12 protein-coding genes are annotated in these 19,331 nt (G+C 43.3%); 1 reads left to right on the top strand and 11 read right to left on the bottom strand.

The genetic code is table 11. The features are described from left to right. Window positions 1-46: 46 nt before the first annotated feature. The 9 genes from OKW21_RS27750 to OKW21_RS27710 form a co-directional block, all read right to left on the bottom strand. A complete protein-coding gene (locus OKW21_RS27750) occupies window positions 47-964 on the bottom strand; it encodes a spore photoproduct lyase family protein (protein ID WP_277487814.1) in 918 nt (305 codons plus the stop codon). A 219-nt stretch (window positions 965-1,183) separates the two neighbouring features. Continuing rightward, a complete protein-coding gene (locus OKW21_RS27745) occupies window positions 1,184-2,143 on the bottom strand; it encodes a hypothetical protein (protein WP_277486104.1) in 960 nt (319 codons plus the stop codon). A 21-nt stretch (window positions 2,144-2,164) separates the two neighbouring features. After that, window positions 2,165-2,446 (bottom strand): Rdx family protein, encoded by a 282-nt coding sequence (locus tag OKW21_RS27740; protein WP_277486102.1) that lies wholly within the window; start codon window positions 2,444-2,446, stop codon window positions 2,165-2,167. An 85-nt stretch (window positions 2,447-2,531) separates the two neighbouring features. Then, window positions 2,532-2,654 carry a hypothetical protein gene (locus OKW21_RS27735; protein WP_277486101.1) on the bottom strand — a complete coding sequence of 41 codons (123 nt, stop codon included), beginning with the start codon at window positions 2,652-2,654 and terminating at the stop codon, window positions 2,532-2,534. 100 nt (window positions 2,655-2,754) lie between these two features. Then, window positions 2,755-3,180 (bottom strand): hypothetical protein, encoded by a 426-nt coding sequence (locus OKW21_RS27730; protein WP_277486099.1) that lies wholly within the window; start codon window positions 3,178-3,180, stop codon window positions 2,755-2,757. A 221-nt stretch (window positions 3,181-3,401) separates the two neighbouring features. Then, window positions 3,402-5,591 carry a glutamine synthetase III family protein gene (locus OKW21_RS27725; protein WP_277486097.1) on the bottom strand — a complete coding sequence of 730 codons (2,190 nt, stop codon included), beginning with the start codon at window positions 5,589-5,591 and terminating at the stop codon, window positions 3,402-3,404. 331 nt (window positions 5,592-5,922) lie between these two features. Then, entirely contained in the window at window positions 5,923-7,002 is a 1,080-nt protein-coding gene (locus OKW21_RS27720; protein WP_277486095.1) for an AI-2E family transporter, read from the bottom strand. Between the two features lie 112 nt (window positions 7,003-7,114). After that, window positions 7,115-7,354: a hypothetical protein gene (locus OKW21_RS27715; RefSeq protein WP_277486094.1), complete on the bottom strand. Its 240-nt coding sequence runs from the start codon at window positions 7,352-7,354 to the stop codon at window positions 7,115-7,117. 182 nt (window positions 7,355-7,536) lie between these two features. Beyond that, window positions 7,537-7,983 (bottom strand): hypothetical protein, encoded by a 447-nt coding sequence (locus OKW21_RS27710; RefSeq protein WP_277486092.1) that lies wholly within the window; start codon window positions 7,981-7,983, stop codon window positions 7,537-7,539. A 370-nt stretch (window positions 7,984-8,353) separates the two neighbouring features. Here OKW21_RS27710 and OKW21_RS27705 point away from each other — a divergent pair, with 370 nt between their 5' ends. Beyond that, the gene (locus OKW21_RS27705) at window positions 8,354-9,703 is read left to right on the top strand and encodes an IS4 family transposase (protein ID WP_277478160.1); all 1,350 of its coding nucleotides are present in this window, start codon (window positions 8,354-8,356) and stop codon (window positions 9,701-9,703) included. Here OKW21_RS27705 and OKW21_RS27700 read toward each other — a convergent pair. Together OKW21_RS27700 and OKW21_RS27695 are read right to left on the bottom strand one after the other, a co-directional pair. Continuing rightward, entirely contained in the window at window positions 9,688-13,218 is a 3,531-nt protein-coding gene (locus OKW21_RS27700; protein WP_277486090.1) for a fibronectin type III domain-containing protein, read from the bottom strand. The genes OKW21_RS27705 and OKW21_RS27700 overlap by 16 nt on opposite strands. A 19-nt stretch (window positions 13,219-13,237) precedes the next feature. Beyond that, window positions 13,238-19,321, bottom strand: coding sequence for a T9SS type A sorting domain-containing protein (locus tag OKW21_RS27695; RefSeq protein ID WP_277486088.1), 6,084 nt, complete (start codon window positions 19,319-19,321; stop codon window positions 13,238-13,240). Between the last annotated feature and the right edge of the window lie 10 nt (window positions 19,322-19,331).

Raw genomic sequence — 19,331 nt, 5'->3', positions numbered from 1 at the left:
CTTTATTTTTTGCTTATGATAATGCCTTTGCAGTTAAGCCAGATGTTTAAAAAATATATCTGATGTTACACCAGGGGATTGTCTCAGCATGGATCTGTTCAAAAATATCTATCATCCTGGACTTCATCTGATGTTTGTAGCGAATGTTATACCCACCCATCTGGCTGCGCTTGTCTTCTTGCAGCTCAGGTGTCCATATCAAAGCTTCAGCTTTTGGGTTAATACCTAAATTCGTTTCGTGCTGTATACGGTTATGTGTCAGAAAAATCACTTCACACTGCATCTGATCCTTCACCTTAGGGGATAATTTGCGATCAAGTTGCTCAAACAGCTTCTGATAATCATTGCGCCACTGCTTTCCTCCATATACGATGATGGGTGAAAAGTTTAAATGCACCTCGTAACCAGCACGCCAGAAATCTTCAATCGCCTGAATACGTTTTTCAATAGGGTCAGTTCGTACATCTACCCGCTTGCTTGCATATGCAGGCATCAGACTGAACCTGATGCGAGTCTTACCCTGTGGGTCATACTGAAGTAAATCTTTGTTGACAAACTTAGTAGCGAAAGTACCTTTAGCGCGAGGATGATCACGGAAAAAACGGATAGCGTACTGGATACTATCGGAGAGGGTAGCATCCACCGACACGTCTGAGTTACAGCCAATGTCATAGGTATAGTACACATCATCCGTTTGACTGGAGGTTTTGGGCCACGGAAGAGACATTGCATGTTCATCTACATGCTCAAATATTTCTTCTACATTGGTGAATAGAGAAATCGGGTTTATCGCTTTGTGGCGATCAACATAACAATAAGCACACGCGCCAAAGCAACCATTGGCTAAGCTGGGTGCGATGTAGTCAGCACTTCGTCCGCTCCACTTACATTTGAGGGTTTTTAGTGTACCCACCACCAAGATATCGGACTTGGCTTTGTAATGGGCCGTAGCCGAATCAGGCAGGCGATTGTGCTGCTTGACGGCCTGAGTGGCTGCCTGAGAATTATCGCTGTAATATCAGCTTGCCCCGTTCGTTTAGCGCATCTGGCGTGTAGTAAATAATTTTTGGCTGGAGTGTATGCATAAGTAAAAAAATACTCAATAAGAACATACACTTAGTCCAAAATGTTCAGGAACGATTAATTGTATTTTATTGAAAATCAGTGAATTACGAATTTGTTTTTATCCTCCTGCCAGCTTGAGCATGAGCTTACGCACAGGGATCAATACCAGCACCCATACGATTTCGCTCACAACAAAGAACACGCCCATTTCGGGAGGGAAGTATAAAAAACTAACGACCACTCCCAAAGCTACATTATTAGCTCCGGAGCTAAAGAGTAAGGCTACTTTGTTTGCATTGTTTGCTCTAAAAAAGATGCCATAGCCAAACACATAGAGAAAAAGAAAAGCCAGCAGGTTAATGATGAAATAAGGAACGATTTGGGCTGTATCAGTCAGTAATACCGGCCGGTATTCGGCTATGGCTAAGGCAAAAATAACTGCTATACCGAAAATAGAAATAAAAGAATCATGGTTGCGCATCCATCGGCTGATCCTCTGATGTCGTCGTACAGGCAAATGTGCCAAATAAGGAAAGATAACCGTAATAAAAAGGGTAGCAAACAGCCTGAACTGATCTACTTTCAGCGTCTCTGCCATAAGCAGGCTGCTCAGAGAGGGAAGCACCAAGGGAGTGAGCGAACTGCTCAAAATAAGTAAAGCCAGCGCCAGGGTAATGTTGCCTTTAAACACATTGCTAAAGGCAGGGGAGGTAACGCCACAGGGCAATATGCACAACAAAAATAAAGCAGTGGCATAAAAAGGCGAGAGCGGCTGTACAATCCAAAACAGCAGCAGCGGCAGGAGTATAAAGCGGATGATATAAAAGCCAACCACAGTTTTCGTCTGTGCCCGGAAAAAATCCGGTGAGAAATCTACTTTGAAAGAAGAGGCAAAAATGATAAAACAAAGCACAGCCAGTATCATCGGACCTGAAAGCTCACCCGGTTGAGGCAGGATAAAGCCCAGCACAGTAGACAAAAACAGTATGGGATTAAAGTACTTCTTGGCAAACTCATTCATCCTGCGAAAATAGCTGTAAATGCCCGGAACTCCAGTATTTATCCCATGAAGTGCCAAGCGCTTTCTATGGCTATTGCATTATTTGCGGTCGCTATGCCCTAAGTCTCTACCAGGATCAATGCGGTCTCTGATGAGCTGCTTCAGTTCTTTGGATTCAGGAAAACGCCCCTCTGCTTTGCGGGAATAAATCAGTTCGCCATCCAGGCTTACCTCAAATATGCCTCCGGTAGCGGGTAGTAGAGCCACCTCTCCCAGATCGGTCTCAAAGGTAGTGAGAAGTTCCTGCGCCATCCAGGCGGCTCTTAACAGCCAGCGGCATTGTGTGCAGTATTTTATTGTTATTCTGGGTTGCATCATCATGTATTTTAGGGTAATAAGCCAATGAATCAGAAACCTACTACAGACTTATAAAAAAGTAAAGCCTTCCGAAGAAGGCTTTGTGCTATCAGAAGGTGAAGGCATAAATGATAGCCGCCAGAAGAATAAATAAAATGGGCAGTACTACCATCCAGTTTACCTGATCTTCGTACTCTTCCTCTTCTGTTTTAAGGATTTTTTTCTCTTTCATCTTAATAAAGAATATTAGTGAATAATAATAAAAGCATACAGCACACTCATGCGGCTGATTATGCAATTGTAATTGTATGTGAAATGAGAAAGAGAAAGCGCTATGGCGCGTTTATAGAGATAAAAACATAAAAAGGATTACGCAGATAAGTCAGTACGGAAAGACTTTCCTTAAGGGCATAAGTAAGGGTAGTATGCTGATGATAAAACCAATAAATGCTGTATAGAAAAAAGTAGACAGCAAATGTCATGGTGGTAAAACTCTCAAACAAGATGGCTTCGCTGGCAGAGAGTGTAGGAGTGATCTGCAAAATTTCTTCCTGCTCCTGCTGTGTTTTAAACCCTAAACCTTTGTGTGGGATAAAAAATACAGAAAATATCAGCACGATGCTCACCAGTAAAAGCGCAAGCAAACGGTAAGTCAAGCCATAACCATTTCTCTTGGAAGAGAAAGCCTGTTTGAGAAAACCAACCGATGATATGCCGTACATAGGTGCCATATATTTCTCTAGCAAACGTAAATCCACAAAGATTGATTGCTAAGCGTTGAAAAATATTTTTGGAAAAAAGAATAAGTGTTGAATTTAAAAAAGCCTCCATTTAGAATGAAGGCTTTTAAATAATTTAAGTAAGGTGACACTATTAGTTTAAATCATTGCTTTGTAGCAAGATACTCGCTTCAGTCTTGAAGACTGAAACCAGTTTTTAGTTTAATGTAAATGAGTCTTCATACTTACTATTGTCTACACTAGAACAACAGCTCTCTATATTTTGCCAAGGGCCATACGGCATCATCCACTAAAAACTCCAGTTTATCTACGTGGTAGCGGATCTCGTCAAAGAAACCTTCCTTGATATTTTTGTACATGACAGCACGCTCCCTGTTATCTTCTACCTTATTGGCTTTCTTACGTGCCTCAATCATCTCATGCACTTTGCTCTTTACAATATTCAGATGAGAGGTAATCTCATTGACAGTCTGAAAACCTACCGTATTTTCATGGTCCAGCCCCAGGCTCTTCATGTCGCTGAGGGCAGAGATTAACTCATTCTGATAACGTAGTGTAGCTGGGATAATGTGGTTAAGTGCAAGGTCACCCATGACGCGGGATTCTATCTGCACCTTCATAATATAGTGCTCCCACATAATTTCCAGGCGTGCTTCCAACTCTGCTTCAGTATAGATATTGTTATCTACAAAAAGCTTCTTGGACTTCTCGGTAAGGTATTCGTCCAAGGCTTCAGCACTATTGGTAATATTGGATAAGCCTCTTTTTTCAGCTTCCTGCTTCCACTCTTCACTGTAACCATTCCCTTCAAAGCGAATATCTTTGGATTCTTTGATATAGCGACGTAATACATTGACCAGGGCAATCTCCTTTTTCTCTCCCTTATCTATCAAAGCATCTACATCTTTCTTGAATTTCAGAAGCTGGTCTGCTACGATGGTGTTTAGCACCGTCATGGCAGAAGCACTATTGGCAGATGAACCTACTGCTCTGAACTCAAACTTATTACCAGTAAAGGCAAATGGTGAAGTACGGTTACGGTCAGTATTATCCAGCAGTATGGGTGGAATTTTGTCAATACCCAGCTGCATAAACACATTTCCTCCTTTGCCAGCTTCTACGGTAGCGTTATTTTCCAGCTCATCCAGCACAGCGCTAAGCTGAGAGCCCAGGAATACAGATACGATGGCCGGAGGGGCTTCGTTAGCACCCAGACGGTGGTCATTACCGGCGGAGGAAATAGAGGCTCTCAATAGGCCATTATGCTCATGTACTGCTTTAATCGTATTGATGAAGAAAGCCAGAAACTGCAGATTATCCTCTGTCTTGGAACTGGGTGCCAGCAGATTTTTGCCAGTGCTGGTGATCAGTGACCAGTTATTGTGTTTTCCGCTTCCATTAATACCAGCGAAGGGCTTTTCGTGCAGCAGTACCTTAAGCTCATGCCTTTCAGCGACCTTCTCCATAAGGTCCATTAACAACTGGTTATGGTCTACCGCCAGGTTGATTTCTTCAAACATGGGGGCGCACTCAAACTGGCGGGGAGCGACTTCATTGTGGCGGGTACGAATAGGTATTCCCAGCTTATGCGCTTCTACCTCCAGGTCTACCATAAAGTTATGTGCCCGGGTAGGGATGGAGCCAAAGTAATGGTCTTCTAACTGCTGTCCTTTAGCAGATGAATGGCCAAAAACGGTTCTGCCGGAGAGTACCAGGTCAGGGCGTACCCGGAAAAGTGCTCTGTCAACCAGAAAATACTCCTGCTCAATACCTAAAGAAGCCTTTACGTGTGTAACATTTTTATCGAAGTAATCCTGACATATGGTGGTTGCAGCTTCGTCAACAAAAGCCATTGCCTTGAGCAAAGGCGTCTTATAGTCAAGGGCTTCTCCGGTATAGGAAACGAAGATGGTGGGGATACAGAGCGTTTTGGCACTGCCGTTCTCCATGATAAAAGCCGGAGAAGTAGGATCCCAGGCGGTATAGCCGCGTGCCTCAAAGGTATTGCGTAAGCCACCACTGGGGAAGGAAGAAGCATCGGGCTCCTGCTGCACAAGAGCAGAGCCTTTAAACTTTTCCATATGCCGGCCCTGGATGTCAGGCTCAAAGAAAGAATCGTGCTTTTCGGCAGTGGCGCCGGTCAAAGGCTGAAACCAGTGGGTATAATGCGTTACCCCCCGGGAGATAGCCCAGGATTTCATGGCTGAGGCTACCGCATCGGCTACGTGAGTTTCAATTCTGGCCCCCTTTTCAATCGCCATGATCAGCGATTCATAGATGTCGGCAGATAGCACCCGGCGCATGGTTTCTCTGTCGAACACATTCTGGCCGAAATACTCAGAGATTTTGTCAGACGGTAATTTCACTGGAACAGGCTTTCTGTCCAGGGTCTTTTCCAATGCTTTGAAACGAAAATTGGTTGATTGCATATTGTATATTAGTATAAATATTCAAAGCTAAAATTTTTCCAATGATCTGGAAATCCGTTAATCTAAATCTTTTTCACCTTTATGAAAAAGCAAAGAGCTGGCATGCTTTGTAATTTAGGCTACTACTATTTATCCTAAAGTTAACCTACTGAAGTGAAAAGTCCATTTTAAGCATATAAAATATCAATAGGCAATAACATCATGGTAGTTTAGAAAAAAAAGAGATAGAATAAATTTTGAACATACTATCAGTAGCACAATGTGCCTGTTTGGAGCATTTTCTTCTTCATTAACCAATTTTCTTTCGGGAAAATACATTTCAAAGAAACAACTATTCTCCTTTGTTCTGCATTCGTTTTTCCGGTTCCAGCAGTGTTTCCGTATCTCCCAAAACATCCTCTACATATAGCATTTTTACTGTTACCATTACCAAAGCAAAGAGGGGTGTGGCCAGTACCAGCCCCAGTATACCAGCAAATACGCCCAGCACCAGTTGAGCAACCAGTACCATCGCCATCGGCAGTGAAACCTGGTGACGCTGTATCATAGGCGTGAGGAAATTACTCTCTACAATCTGGGCGACGATATATACCACTGCCGTAAGCAGCATTTTATGCATGCCCAGCGGAGCGGCCACCATTACGCCCAGCAGTAGAGCGATCAGCGGTCCGAAGTTAGGTACAAAAGCCAGAATACCGGCAATGATGCCCAGGATAAGCGCCAGCGGAACACCCACCAGCCATAAGCCCAGCCAGGTAAATACCGCTACGATCAGCATGGACAGTAGCTTACCCGCCAGCCAGCTACGCAAAGTTACGCCCAGCGTATCCAGCACTTCCTTGGCTCTTTTTCGGCTGGATTTAGGAACCAGGTGGATGATACCATGCTGATAAGGCTTGGGACCGGCGGTGATCAGAAAGCCCATAAACAGAATGATGTAGATATCTCCCAGTACACCGAATACCCCAAAGACTGCTGAGAAGAATTTGCCCGAATTGCCCTTCAGCTTTTCCTGAATGTCGTTGCGCTCAATGTATTGAATGACCTGCTTGCCCACCGGCCTTTGCTCAAACTGTTGCTTAGCATCCTGCACCGAATTAGGAAGCTGCTGGCTCAGTTCCTGAAACTGCTGAGAAATGTAAGGGCTAAGCGTCCAGCCTATGCCGCCCAGCAGTACAAAGAAGCCAATGACCGAGATAAGTACCGCCCATCCTCGGGAAAGGGGCGTACGATTCGCGATCCAGCGGCCTATGCCCCTGAAAAAGGCGGCGACTAAAATGGCGGCGATGATGATGAGTATGACACGAAAGATAGCGCCCAGGAATAAAATGAGCAATACTACCGCACTGATGATCGCCGTAGCGACTAATACTTTGCGGGGAAAGCTATAGCTTTCGGAAGAAGATGACATGCGTAGAAGTTTAAAAAATAGTTTGCTATTGGTTTACCTAACCAACCTGATATGGAAGGGATGGTTTTGAGAAGGAGACATAATGTATCAGGAAGAGAGCAAACTTATATTTTTACATCTTTATTGCTGGAACAATTTCTCGGTCTTTAAATACTTCATAATTGCTTCTTATTTGTTCTGATAATTGCTTGAGACCTTCAAAATCTTGGTTAGTTTCTTCTTCGCTAACTCGAAAACTTCTAGAGAAATTTACAGCACTAGAATAAAATACTACATTTATAATAAATCCTTCATCAGTTTTATAGAGAATAAAATCCCAATTGTTTCTTACTAGCTCATTTAATACTTTCATTTTACAAGTCTGTAAAAGTGTGGTCAATATCTGACTGCATACCTTCAGTTTTAATAATAATCTACCTACCGCGTTTGAGAAAAGGAGACAAATGTAATTAGTAAAACACCAGACCACTCCTATAAAATCGTTTACAGACCGGCTTTTTATAAAAGCTTAATGAAGAGTATAGAGATATATTCTTAATTGCTTTTTTTCAAGTATTGTATTTGATCTACCTCAAAAGAAAAATTTAATAATGGTTCTCTTTCTTCCCAAATCTCTTCTAACAGGCTTACTTTTACTGAAATATTAGCATTATCATCCCGATAATTAAAGCCAAATTTATCATAGGCTGCAAAGTCTAGATTATCTAAAAACAGAGTAACTTTATCTTCGTTGGATACTACCCTATTTTCTGTTAATTGATAAACATCGCCTTGATATTTAGCTTTCGTGATAAGGTGAAAAGCAGACAATACTTCATTCCTTTCAATATATTTGAAATAAACCTGTTTATTTGGATACTGTTCAAATCCGAGTTCTAAACATCGTTTATCTAGACTTGATATCTTAAAGGGATTACTAGATATGAGTTTACATTGTAACCCTTTATAGTTTACAAATGCTCCTGATCTTAATTTAATCATTGTTTTACGAATTTTAGCTCTCCGCCTACGTCAATTAGTTTAGCACGTAAAACCTCATCTCCATTACTCATAACTTCCCATATTTCAGCTCCTTCATCCATTTCTACTCTTTTCTCAAAATGCCATTCAGGTGCTCCTAAACGACCATTTCTACCGGATGTGAATCCATGAGCTGTAAAAGGATAGTCATATTTAGCATAACTTCCGCCAGCAGGGATAACAACAGATCCTGAACTAGGAGAAGTAAACCTTATTACTCCACAACTACCATTTTCAATAAAAAAATTAGTGCCCGTATAATCAAGTCTTAGACCTATTCATGTCTTATAAAAGTTGTAAATTAGGTTGAAAAAAAAAGGGAGGTAAACAGATGGAAGAGAGTTGGGGCATGCAAGAGTTTATGGGAAGTGCAGTAGAAGATAAACGCGAGGCAAAGAGTTTGTCACTGATGGCTGATCGTCTTTTAGCTAACCCTGAGCTTTCCTTTAGTAGTGCAGTAGGAGAGAATTTCCGTAAATCAGCCTGGCGGATATTTTCCAAACAGGAAGTAGACGTCAGCTACGGCCACTATAGGCAAACGAGCAAGCGCTGTGCCGACCAGGATGTGGTTTTGGTGAGTCAGGATACAACAGACTTGAATTATGCCAGTCATGTCGCTACTGAAGGTCTGGGCGACTTAGGCGGCAGTCATGTAAATCCAGGGCTTTGCCTGCATACGGCCATGGCTCTGAGTGAGCAGGGAACGGCTTTGGGCCTGGTAGGACAAAAGCTGTGGCCTCCCCAATCCACAGGACGTACAAAGCAGGTGCAGTTTTATCCTTTAGAAGAAAAAGAGAGTTATCGGTGGGTAGAAGCCCTACAGTGGGTGGATCAGCATTTAGCTAAAGCCAAGAAGGTGATCGTAATCTCCGACAGAGAATCTGATTTTTATGAGTACATGACTGCTCGCCGCTCCAAACATGTAGAATTACTCTTCAGGGCACATCATCTCAACCGAAAGGTGCATTATGAGCAAGAAAAGATGCTTCTTAAAGAAGTGGTTTTTCCCAATACTACTAAAGTAGAAGTTTACCTGCCCAGGACCAGCAAGAGAAAAGAGCGTAATGCTAAGCTGCAGGTAAGCTGGGGTAAGATCACATGCCCTGTCCCTACTTATAAAAAAGGAGAAGATATTGACTTATGGGTGGTAGTAGCTCAAGAAACACATACTCCGGCAGGAGAAGAACCGCGCAGCGAACCGCCTCTGCTATGGTATTTACTCACTACCATCAATATAGAAGATCAAGCTGCTGCTTTGCTGATGATAGATTATTACCGGAAACGATGGGTGATTGAACGCTGGCATATGGTGCTGAAGAGTGGTATGCAGATAGAAAAGCTACAGTTTGATACTTTCACACGACTATCTCATGCCATTGCTATGCTCTGTATTGTAGCCTGGCAATTGATCTGGCTTAAGCATCTGGCAGCAGAAAGTGCCCAATTAGCTGCAGAGAAAATATTTGAACCGCTACAAATAGAAGTCTTAGAAAAGCATAGTGGCAGAAAAGAACTCAGTGTACAGCAGGCATTGATCATCATCGCTGCCCTGGCCGGGTTTACGCCTACTAAAAAGCAGCCCTTCCCTGGAGAAAAAACCATGTGGAGAGGGTGGGCCATCTTCTCTCAACTCTGCCATGGATACCTTCTCGCTTCGCAGATAAATTATGAGACAGGATAAGGTCTTAGACCATAATAAATATCATCAAATGACTTTAAGTGCTTAACGTCGGCTGCACGAGAGGCATATCCTCCAACATTAGTATAAATACCTGATAAATATTTTTCAATATCAGATAATGGGATAACCTTTTGCATAATTGTAGTTGAAGTTGGTTCCAACATAGCTAATCTAATTCTAGACATAATAGCATTTTCTGATACAGTCAGTACATTAGTAGATTTTTGCATCATGAAATGGAAATCATCTATAGTAATCCTTTCTTTCTTCACAAGAGCATCAATATCATCAATAAACCCTCTAACTGATGAAAACGAACTTAGGTCATATTTCCCAACACTTATTTTTCCTTCAGGTATCTCATCCCCCCATTTTTGCCAACCTTTTGATTTGATCTCATTTGATACCTGTTCAGCGGTTTTACCAGGGTTTCTATTTAGATAATCATCAACAAATTTAATATCATCTATTTTATTGGCGAGATCATTCATTCCCGCATCTTGAAGTGCCTTCCAAGCACTAATTAATCCATCTTGATTGGCAGCATTTTTAAAAGTATTATCCCAAAGTTCTGTACCAGCTACTTCATCATAGAATTTGTTGTACACGTCATCAGGCCAGCTCTCCAGAATATTTCTGCTTTTAGCAGATAAGTTGTCAATAGAGCCTCGGGCACCTGCCCTAATGGCTTTCTGTATTTCTCTGATATCCTCAGCCTCAATGGCTTTTCTAAGCTTTGCCAGTTCGTCGGCGGGGCTTCCGAGCTTCTTGAGTTTATCCAGTAGCTTAAGCTTAAAAGCTTTGGAGAGTTGCTTAACTTTGCCAAAAGGGGAAATAATACTCAATACAAATACTGTAGCCCTGCCCTGATCATAAGGGTTATCATAGTGGGTAGCTACATATGCTATAGCAGTACTATATATTTGTTCTGCTTCTTCCGGACCAATGTCAATACCCAGAAAACATAGGTTTAATGTGCGGATAATGGTTGATGGGTCTTCAGAGCTGAACGTCGCCATCAACTCAGTACCCTGCATCAGGCAGTCTGTCCGATTCTTTATGTAAGCCCTAACAGCTTCAGTACCGGCATCCAGCATTCCATTAACATCAATCTCTTCAACCAGCGCATGTATGGCTCCGCAAGCAAATTGTCCCCAATCTCCCTGGCTGGGGCAATTCTCAGGACTGCTCAGGCAATAAAGGGCTTCTACCTCACCTGCATTGACCGCCAGTACTACAACTTTTTCCAGGGAGTAGTCCTCCTTCATGCGCTGCCAGAATACTTCTTTTGCCTTTTGTATACCTTGATCCAGGCAGCCTCCGTTGAGACCTATCTCATTGAGGAATTCTTTCAGCTCGTCAATTAGTCCGTAGAAGGTAATTTGCAATGCTACCGCTTTTTTCACCTGAGCAAGCTCTTCCTCACTCAAACTAGCTTCATCCTGCTTTAGCAAAGAGGCTACCTGGCTTTGATGCTGTGCAATGTCTTGCTGAAAAGATTCAGAATTTTCACGTACGTGCTGAAATGTATGTTCACTAATATAGGATAAGAGTTCAGCATCGGCAGGAAATCCTTCGGGCAAGCTGGCAAGCACCCGCATCTCCTTCTCACTTAAGGGTCCTTTGCCATGTACTTCTAACCAAGCATTGATCGCCTCTTCAAGTTCATTCAAAATAGCAAGGAGTAACGCATTATCGGCATTAGCTTGTGTATCTGCATTACTATTTGATGCGCTATTGCTTCTTTCTACTCCACTACTATCCACCACCCTATACTGATTCCCCTGACTATCCTCTACGGCTAATACTTCCCCTTCCTGAGGGGCTTCTTCGGCTACTACAGTTTCCTGACCCTGAGCGTCAACAGCTACGGCTTGTCCCTGTTCGTTGACATATACTTCAGCGACTTCTCCCTCTACGATGATGCTGACAACTTCTTCTTGTGCTGGAATTTGTTGATCTGGTGGAGAAGTAGATTCTGTGGCTTGCTGAGCAAGGGCTTCTTCAACTTCTTCCTGTTGCAGTGGATGCTCCTCTTCCCAACGTTTTTGAAAGGCTTCTAAATTCTCGCTCAAGGCTACTACTTCACCTTGTACAAGATTGTAATCCTCATCTACCCAAACTTCATCAAAATTCACAGGGATTTGCATGCTCAGATAGGGCACATTCATAACACCCCAGCCGCTGAAAATACCATCACCGCCTCTTACTTCCTTTAGCTGCATCTCAAAATCCCCAACCTGCCAGTATTGTCCGGCCATAGCCGTAGCCAGGGGTATGGTGGAGGCAGTAATTTTAGGAGAGAAAGCGGTTCCGCAGACAGCGACAATGACTTCAGGGGTGGTAAAGGTCTGTAACTGGCTGTAGCGAGACACATAATTGTTGAACAAACTGGCTACCCTGACCTCATAGGTAGTTTCAGGTTCTAAATCTCTTAATACTACCTGCTTGTCACTGGTTTCTATGCTAAACCAGCTCAAAGCTTCCTCTTCCTGCTCAGTCTTACGCCGGTATTCTACCCGATAGCTATCCGGATCAATAGAGAGGTGCCAGTTGACCAAAGCTTTGCGGGCGTTTTCCGCATACACCTGAATGCCATCAGGGGGATTGAGTAATAGCCCTTCACCATAAGTGTAGCTGCATACTTCACTATATCCTTCATTTTTGAATACTGCCCGTCCCTCAGTGTCCAAAGCCCGTACCCGGAAAGCATACTTCTGACCAGGAATTAACGCGGCATCTGTGAGGCCATAGAGATAGCTGGTCTCCGTGGTGGTAGTTTGTAGCAAAGGGATAGAAGAGCGGATGGCATCATCCACATTCCGATCCGCTGGAAATACTTCTACCAGCGTGAGTTCATATTCAGTAGAAAAGGGTGAAGAAGGGTTGATATTTCCTCCATCCATCCATTGGAACAGAATGTGTGTGGGATCCATGAGAGGCAGTGTGCTTCCACAAATAGGAGCAGTGATGCGAGGCGGTTCATTTAGGGTAAACCAAGCAGTAAAAGTAGCCGGACGACTCAAAGAACGATCGGCTCTGCGATAGTCAATTACTTCAATAGTAAACTGATAAAAGCCTTCCGGTAAAGCCCTTCTTTGTTCATATTCCGCTCGGCTGATACCGCTAAATTCTAAGTTGCGGCTATCCAGATAAGGCGCTAAAGTTTCTCCGGATATTATCAGAGGCATACCTCCCTCCAATGTGATGGGTGGCGGCAGATAGGAAGGGTTGGTTTGCAGACGTATGCCTGAGCCTTCTATGGTTAGGCGGAGCTGCACATCATATGCCGGTTCACTCAGGTCGCGGAGCAGTAGATAGACCTGCATTTGCTCACTACCGGGCCGGGCATAGTCTGCCAGATATACCGAGTAGGGAGGTGTAATCTGTAAGGTAGCGTTTACCGGCCGATTCTGTGCGTATAAATTTCCTCCTACGATCAGCAATACTCCTAGCAGCATCCATCTTATGAGGGTGAGGGATTTCCTGGGCAAATTCTGTGTATATTCTTTCATCTTTCTTATCCTCCTCTGCTTATCGTAATAGTATTCTGGCTGCTTTTTGGTCGTACTGAGTCCTCAATTGTAGATAGTATTGACCGGAAGCATACTGACTGATGTCAAACTCAAAAGAATAGGCATCACTATCTTTTTGCTGTATCCTGCCTATTTCCTGCCCATTCGTATCATTAATGAAAGCAAAAAGAGAGGTCTCTGAGTAGAGGGTTACTTCCACCTGGAAACGGCCATTCGTTGGGTTTGGAAAAATCGTTACAAATTTGATCCCCTGCGGCCCCTGAGCCAAGCGAGCGGTAGAATTCAAATCTTTTTGTGGTGGAAAGAAAGCCACGGTCTTAGTGATAGAATCAGTACATACGCTATAGTAACCTACCAGGGTGATCTGATAATTATCGGCTTCTTCAAACGTAATCTGTGGTTCCCAGGAGGAAGCATTCAGGATATCGGTTTCCGCTGGAAAGTACCAATTCACACTATCCGGTAGAGGAAAGCATACTTCGGTTAGGGTAAGGGTATCACCAACGATAAGCTCAGAGGTTTGTAGAAAGTTTACTTCAAATAAGGTATCGTAAGTCAGTACTTCAGTTTGTGCTACCTCATGACAGCCTTGTTCATTAGTAACGGTTACCTGATATGTTCCTGCCTGATCAACCGTAACAAAAGCATCTGTGCTTAAGGAAAAACCATTGTGCGTCCACGCGTATTGTCCCTGTGGTATGCTGGCATCCAGCGTGACCGATTGATTAAGACACAGGTTTACGGTATCAGGTAGATGTACTGCGATTTGTGGAGTTTCTTCAATCACTACTATGTGCTGTGCCTGGCACCCTTGTGCATCCGTAACGGTAACCGTATAAGTTCCTGAGCATAAATTCTCAGCCTGAGTGCTTGTTTGTCCGGTTGCATCACTCCACTGGTATTGATAAGGCGCTGTACCACCCTGCACCGCAATAGCCACCTGACCATCACATCCCTGAAAGCAGGAAGGAGGCTTACTGCTGATAAGTTTCAGTTGCAAAGAATCTGGTGGCAACATGCTGAATAACTGCGTGAGTGAGCAGCCTACAGCATCAGTAACGGTCAGGGTATATTCTCCCCGACAGAGATTAGTCAGAGTAGGGGTAGTTTCAGAACGGCCTTCCCATTGGTAGGTATAAGGCGCTACTCCTCCCGAAATCTCAAGTTCCAGTTGGCCATCACAGGCCTCATAGCAAGTAGGGGATTTCCAGTGAAGGGTATCAATTTGGAATTCTTCAGGAGAACCGATGGTGACGGAAGAGATACTTACACAGCCTCGTTCGTCAGTTACAGTAACAAAATATTCACCACGGGCCAGTTGGGTAGCAGTAGGGGTAGTTTGTGCCAGAGGGTCATCCCATAAATATTGATATGTCCCACTGCCTCCGGTAGCTTTTGCCGTAGCACTTCCGTCTGAAGAGGTGAAACAGCTGGCATCCTGCCATCCCACCATCTCACTAGCAGGGCCATCCAGGTCATTGATGATTTGTGTAAGGTGAACCAAACAATTATTAACATCTTTCACATATACATCATAGACATTTGCGACCAGGTTAGTAGGATAAACTTCTTCCGAGATAAGCTCACCCTTTTGATTTATCCATTGGTATCGATAAGGAGGCGTTCCACCATTTACAATAAGCCGGGCCTCTCCATTGGCCTGTGTACATGCCGCTTCCACCACATTTTCTATGGTAGCAGTCAGTAGGGATGGCTCGGTAATAGTTACCTGAGTGAGGCTTTGGCAAGCCAGAGAATCTTCTACCAGAATAGTATACTGACCTATCGGATAGCCGGTAAAAAGAGCTTCTTGCTGCCAGCTAATACCCTCATCCAATGAATAACGATAAGGAGGTGTACCTCCGGTTACATTGGCTCTGAATTGAGCATCACTACCTCCGAAGCAGCTTACATGTTGCACTACTTTAGGAGTAGCTAAAAGCATGTTAGGTTGGGATACAAATATGTCAACATTTACCTCACAACCCATAGTATCACGAACAGTCATTTGGTAATTTCCGGCTGACAATTTATCGTAGGATATCACATCGGAAAAAGCCTCTCCCTGCCAGGAGTATTGATAGGGTGGATAACCTCCTAATGCTTCTATCTCCACAAACCCATCAGATAAACCATAACAGCTCACATCATTTTGCTGACTTACGCTTGCCTGGAGTGCGAACTCAGGTTCTGTTACCGCAATCGTATCTATTAGCTGACAAGCATGAGCATCTGTGATCTTGAGTATATAATCTCCTTGAGCAAGACTGTTGACAATAGCCGTATTGGCTGACAAGTTATGCCACTGATAAGTATAGGGAGGTGTTCCTCCGATTACTGTCGTGGTAATACTTCCGCTTGCCGTTCCTTTGCATTGTACAGGGGTTACTTCATAGCTAAGCTGTAAGGGAGCCTCTGGCTCGCTAAGCCTCTCGGTCAGGCTGGCTTCACATCCTCTTATATCCTGTACATATATTTGATAGTCGCCTGCTATCAGATCTGTAAATAGCGGACTGTCTTGCCAGTTTTCTCCGTCTAAAGAATAACGATAGGCCTGCGTACCGCCACTTGCAGCTACTTCAATCCTTCCTGTGGCCTCAGCATGACATAAAATATCTGTTTTGCTTTCCAGCGATAGTACCAATGTATCAGGCTGCATGACTGTAGTTTCAACCGTAAACGTGCAGCCTCGACTGTCTTCTGTTATTGTAGTATAGGTTCCCGGAATGAGCTGCTTAAACAAACTATCACTCTGAAAGGTAGCTCCACCATCTATGGAATAACGATAAGGAGGAGTACCTCCCTCTGAAAGCATGGTAATTTGTCCATTTCCTTCATCAAAACAACGTACGGGTGTTACCAGGGGAGTGGTATACAAAGCAGATGCTGGTTCCTGAATCCAGACGCTGTCTGTAAACATACAGCCCTCTGCATCAACTACTGACAAGGTATACCAGGCTGGAGCAAGCTGAACTAATTGAGCATCCGAACTGGCTGTTTCCTGCCAGAGCAGATGATAAGGCGCTTTTCCTCCACTGATAGTAGCGGTAACTTCTCCATTGTTCTCTCCATAGCACCGCACATCTGTTTTATTGAAAGTAATGGCTAAGGGGTCATTAGTCGTTATACTTTCTGTGAATGCAGTCAAACATTCCTGCGTATCCTTAACTGTCAGGGTATAAGTACCGGCAGGCAGTTGCGTAAACGTAGGACTACCCTGCCACTCCCCAGTATCAATCCTATACAGGTAAGGGTCGATACCTCCCTCGGTTTGAACTGTAATGTAACCTGTACTATCACCAAAGCAACGAATATAGTTTTTCTCTTTTGTGGTTAGGTTTAACTCTTCAGGAGAATCAAGCGTGACAGCTTGGGTAAGCATGCAGCCTCTTTCATCTTTGACTTTAAGCTGATAGGTACCCGCGGTAAGCCCGGTAAATGTAGATTGGGAGGAAAAATCACCTTCGTCCAAAGCAAACCAGTATTGATTGCCAAAAGTATCCCCATTGCCTCCACTGGCGCTTGCTTCTATCCGTCCATCATTACCACCGAAGCAGGATACCTGATAGCCATTATATTCGGAAACTGTATGCTGAAGAGATAAAGCCTCTGAAGGTTCAGTGATGGTAATTATTTCAGGATAAGTTAGTGTACAACCTTCCTGATCAATTACCTGGATATGATAGTTGCCGGGTGCGAATAAAGACTGTTCCGTAAAAGGAATAAATTCAGTTTGTGTGTCTTCCCGATATTTGAATATGTAATCCCCCCAACCGCCACTGATTGTAGGTAAAATATGTCCATCATAGGCTCCTTTACAGCTTACATGTTGTACATTGATATCATCAATACTTAATGATTCAGGATCTGTCAGGATATATTCCTCTGAAGTAAGTTGACAGCCATTTTTATCGGTAACAATAAGGCGATAACGGGCATCATAAAGTTGGCTTATTTGATGCGATCTTGCTCCACTTCCCGCATAGTTGTACCATGATTCAGATGCGGATTCTCTTTCCTGCCACTGATAAGTATAAGGAGCGGTGCCTCCATTAACCGCAGCTGTCAATTTTCCTTCATAATCTCCTGAACAAATGATATTTTGCTGACTCATGTTAAGAGTGAGAGGGGAAGGTGCTGTGATGGTTAGAGATTTGCTTACGGCATCAGAACAGCCAGATCCGTTATTTTTTACAGTAAGTGTATAGTTTCCTCCACGATTTACAGTGAATGCTCCATGGGTGTTGTTCTGGGTATAACTTCCTGACTCATGGGCTAATGTATACTGATAGGAACCACTACCCCCGCTTGCCTTGACTTTAACTGTGCCTGTTTCTCCGGCACAACGAATGTCGCTTTTAGAAAATGATGAAATGGATAAAGGTATAAAACTAAGACTGACCTCTTCTACCTGAAAGGGTGAACAACCTCTTCGGTCATGATCATATACTCTAACTTCATAGTTATTGTCTGCTGAAAGACCACTAAAAGTATGAGACGAATTGGTAGTATTACTTTTAGTCTTAAATCTGCTTGAGCCTTTCCAGAGTTCATAGTCGTATTTACCCGGGCCGCTGGATATGTCTACCCTGATTTTACCATTATCAGGATTATCACATTTCGGGTTTGTAGTAGAAACTGAGGCTACAATCTTGGGGGGAGCAGTTAGGGTAAATGATTTGCTTAAGCTTGTATTGTTACACGGGTCAGTAGCTGTCACTGTGTAAGAACCGGCTGGTAAATTATTAAAGTAGCCCTTGTTATAACTAGTTCCGCTACGCGTAAAGCTATGCCCGCCGCTGATGGTAAAGTTTACCGGATGGGCACTACTTCCCTCATTTACTTCTACATAGATACGACCAGTGCCATCGGGACAGCTAGGGTTAAAGCTTTGACTGCTGCTTTTCCAACTAATAGTATTTACTGTGCCCACTGTAACGGTTTGAGTCATATCACATGCACTTGGAAAAGCTGCATTATTTCTATAGTTACTGAGCCTGAGGGTATAGGTTCCAGGCTCCAAATCATTTATTGTATAATTGTTGGAAGTAATTCCTCCGGGGACAGTAAAAGTATCCTCTCCAGCTTTAGTGTAATCAAGACGGTATTTTCCTGTGCCGTTTCCGGTGACCTGCAATCTGATTTTTCCGGTTTTCTCAGCTGAGCAGGAAGGTTGAAGGGTTGAAGCCGTAAAATTGGGTCCAACTGGGTCTACCTTTATACTGCTTACATCACTATAGATCCCATAAGCATCGTTCGCCCAGGAACGTACCCGCAAATGGACTTCTTGACGATCAGTTAGATTTTTCAGCCCTGGAAGATCTTTTAGTGATATGGTTTTATTTCCACCATTATCGCTGGCGATAGTAGCGCTTCCAAGTGATTGCCAGCGAGGTATGTTCATACCAAAAATTGAATAATAATCTCCCACAATCCAGTATTCCCAGTAGAGATGCACCTGATCAAGAAATGAAGAGTGTACATATGTATCGGTACTCAATACGATATCATCATTTACACATAAGTTTGTTTTATTGACTCCAGGAGCACTAGGCTCCGGAGGTGTATAGTAAAACTCATACGTCACCCTGTTATTAGTATTATAATTAAAGGCTTTTCTCATCACTGAGCCAATTGACGTACCTGGAGGCTGTTCTCGATAAAGATCATAAACGGCTACTGTACTATTAGGACCATAATGGGTATCATCTCCGCTGTTGTAGCTACAATTATCTCCGTCATCCTCTTCCCAACTTTCCATAGTAATATAGAGTGCCGGGTTATTATTGTCGTAGCCAGGTACTTTATCATGCTTTATTCCATTTACAATTTCATGTTCATCGTACCACCATCCGGGATCTTTAGAATATTTTTCAACACATACAGGAGTAGGTATGTCATTGTACCAGAAATTCCAGCGATATTCATTCCATCCCTGGCCAAAGCCGTCACCATCTTTACCCTGGTAATAAGCCACTACTTTTACACTTACTTCTGTTGACCCTGCTTGTCCCCAACTCATATGAGCTATCAATAACAAGGTCGGCAAAAGTTGTCCTGCCCGATATATTAATCTATTCATACTTGACTGT

Source organism: Catalinimonas alkaloidigena (assembly GCF_029504655.1).
GTDB lineage: Bacteria > Bacteroidota > Bacteroidia > Cytophagales > Cyclobacteriaceae > Catalinimonas > Catalinimonas alkaloidigena.
Note: the sequence above shows the minus strand (reverse complement) of the source record. Positions and strands in the feature narration are given on the sequence as shown.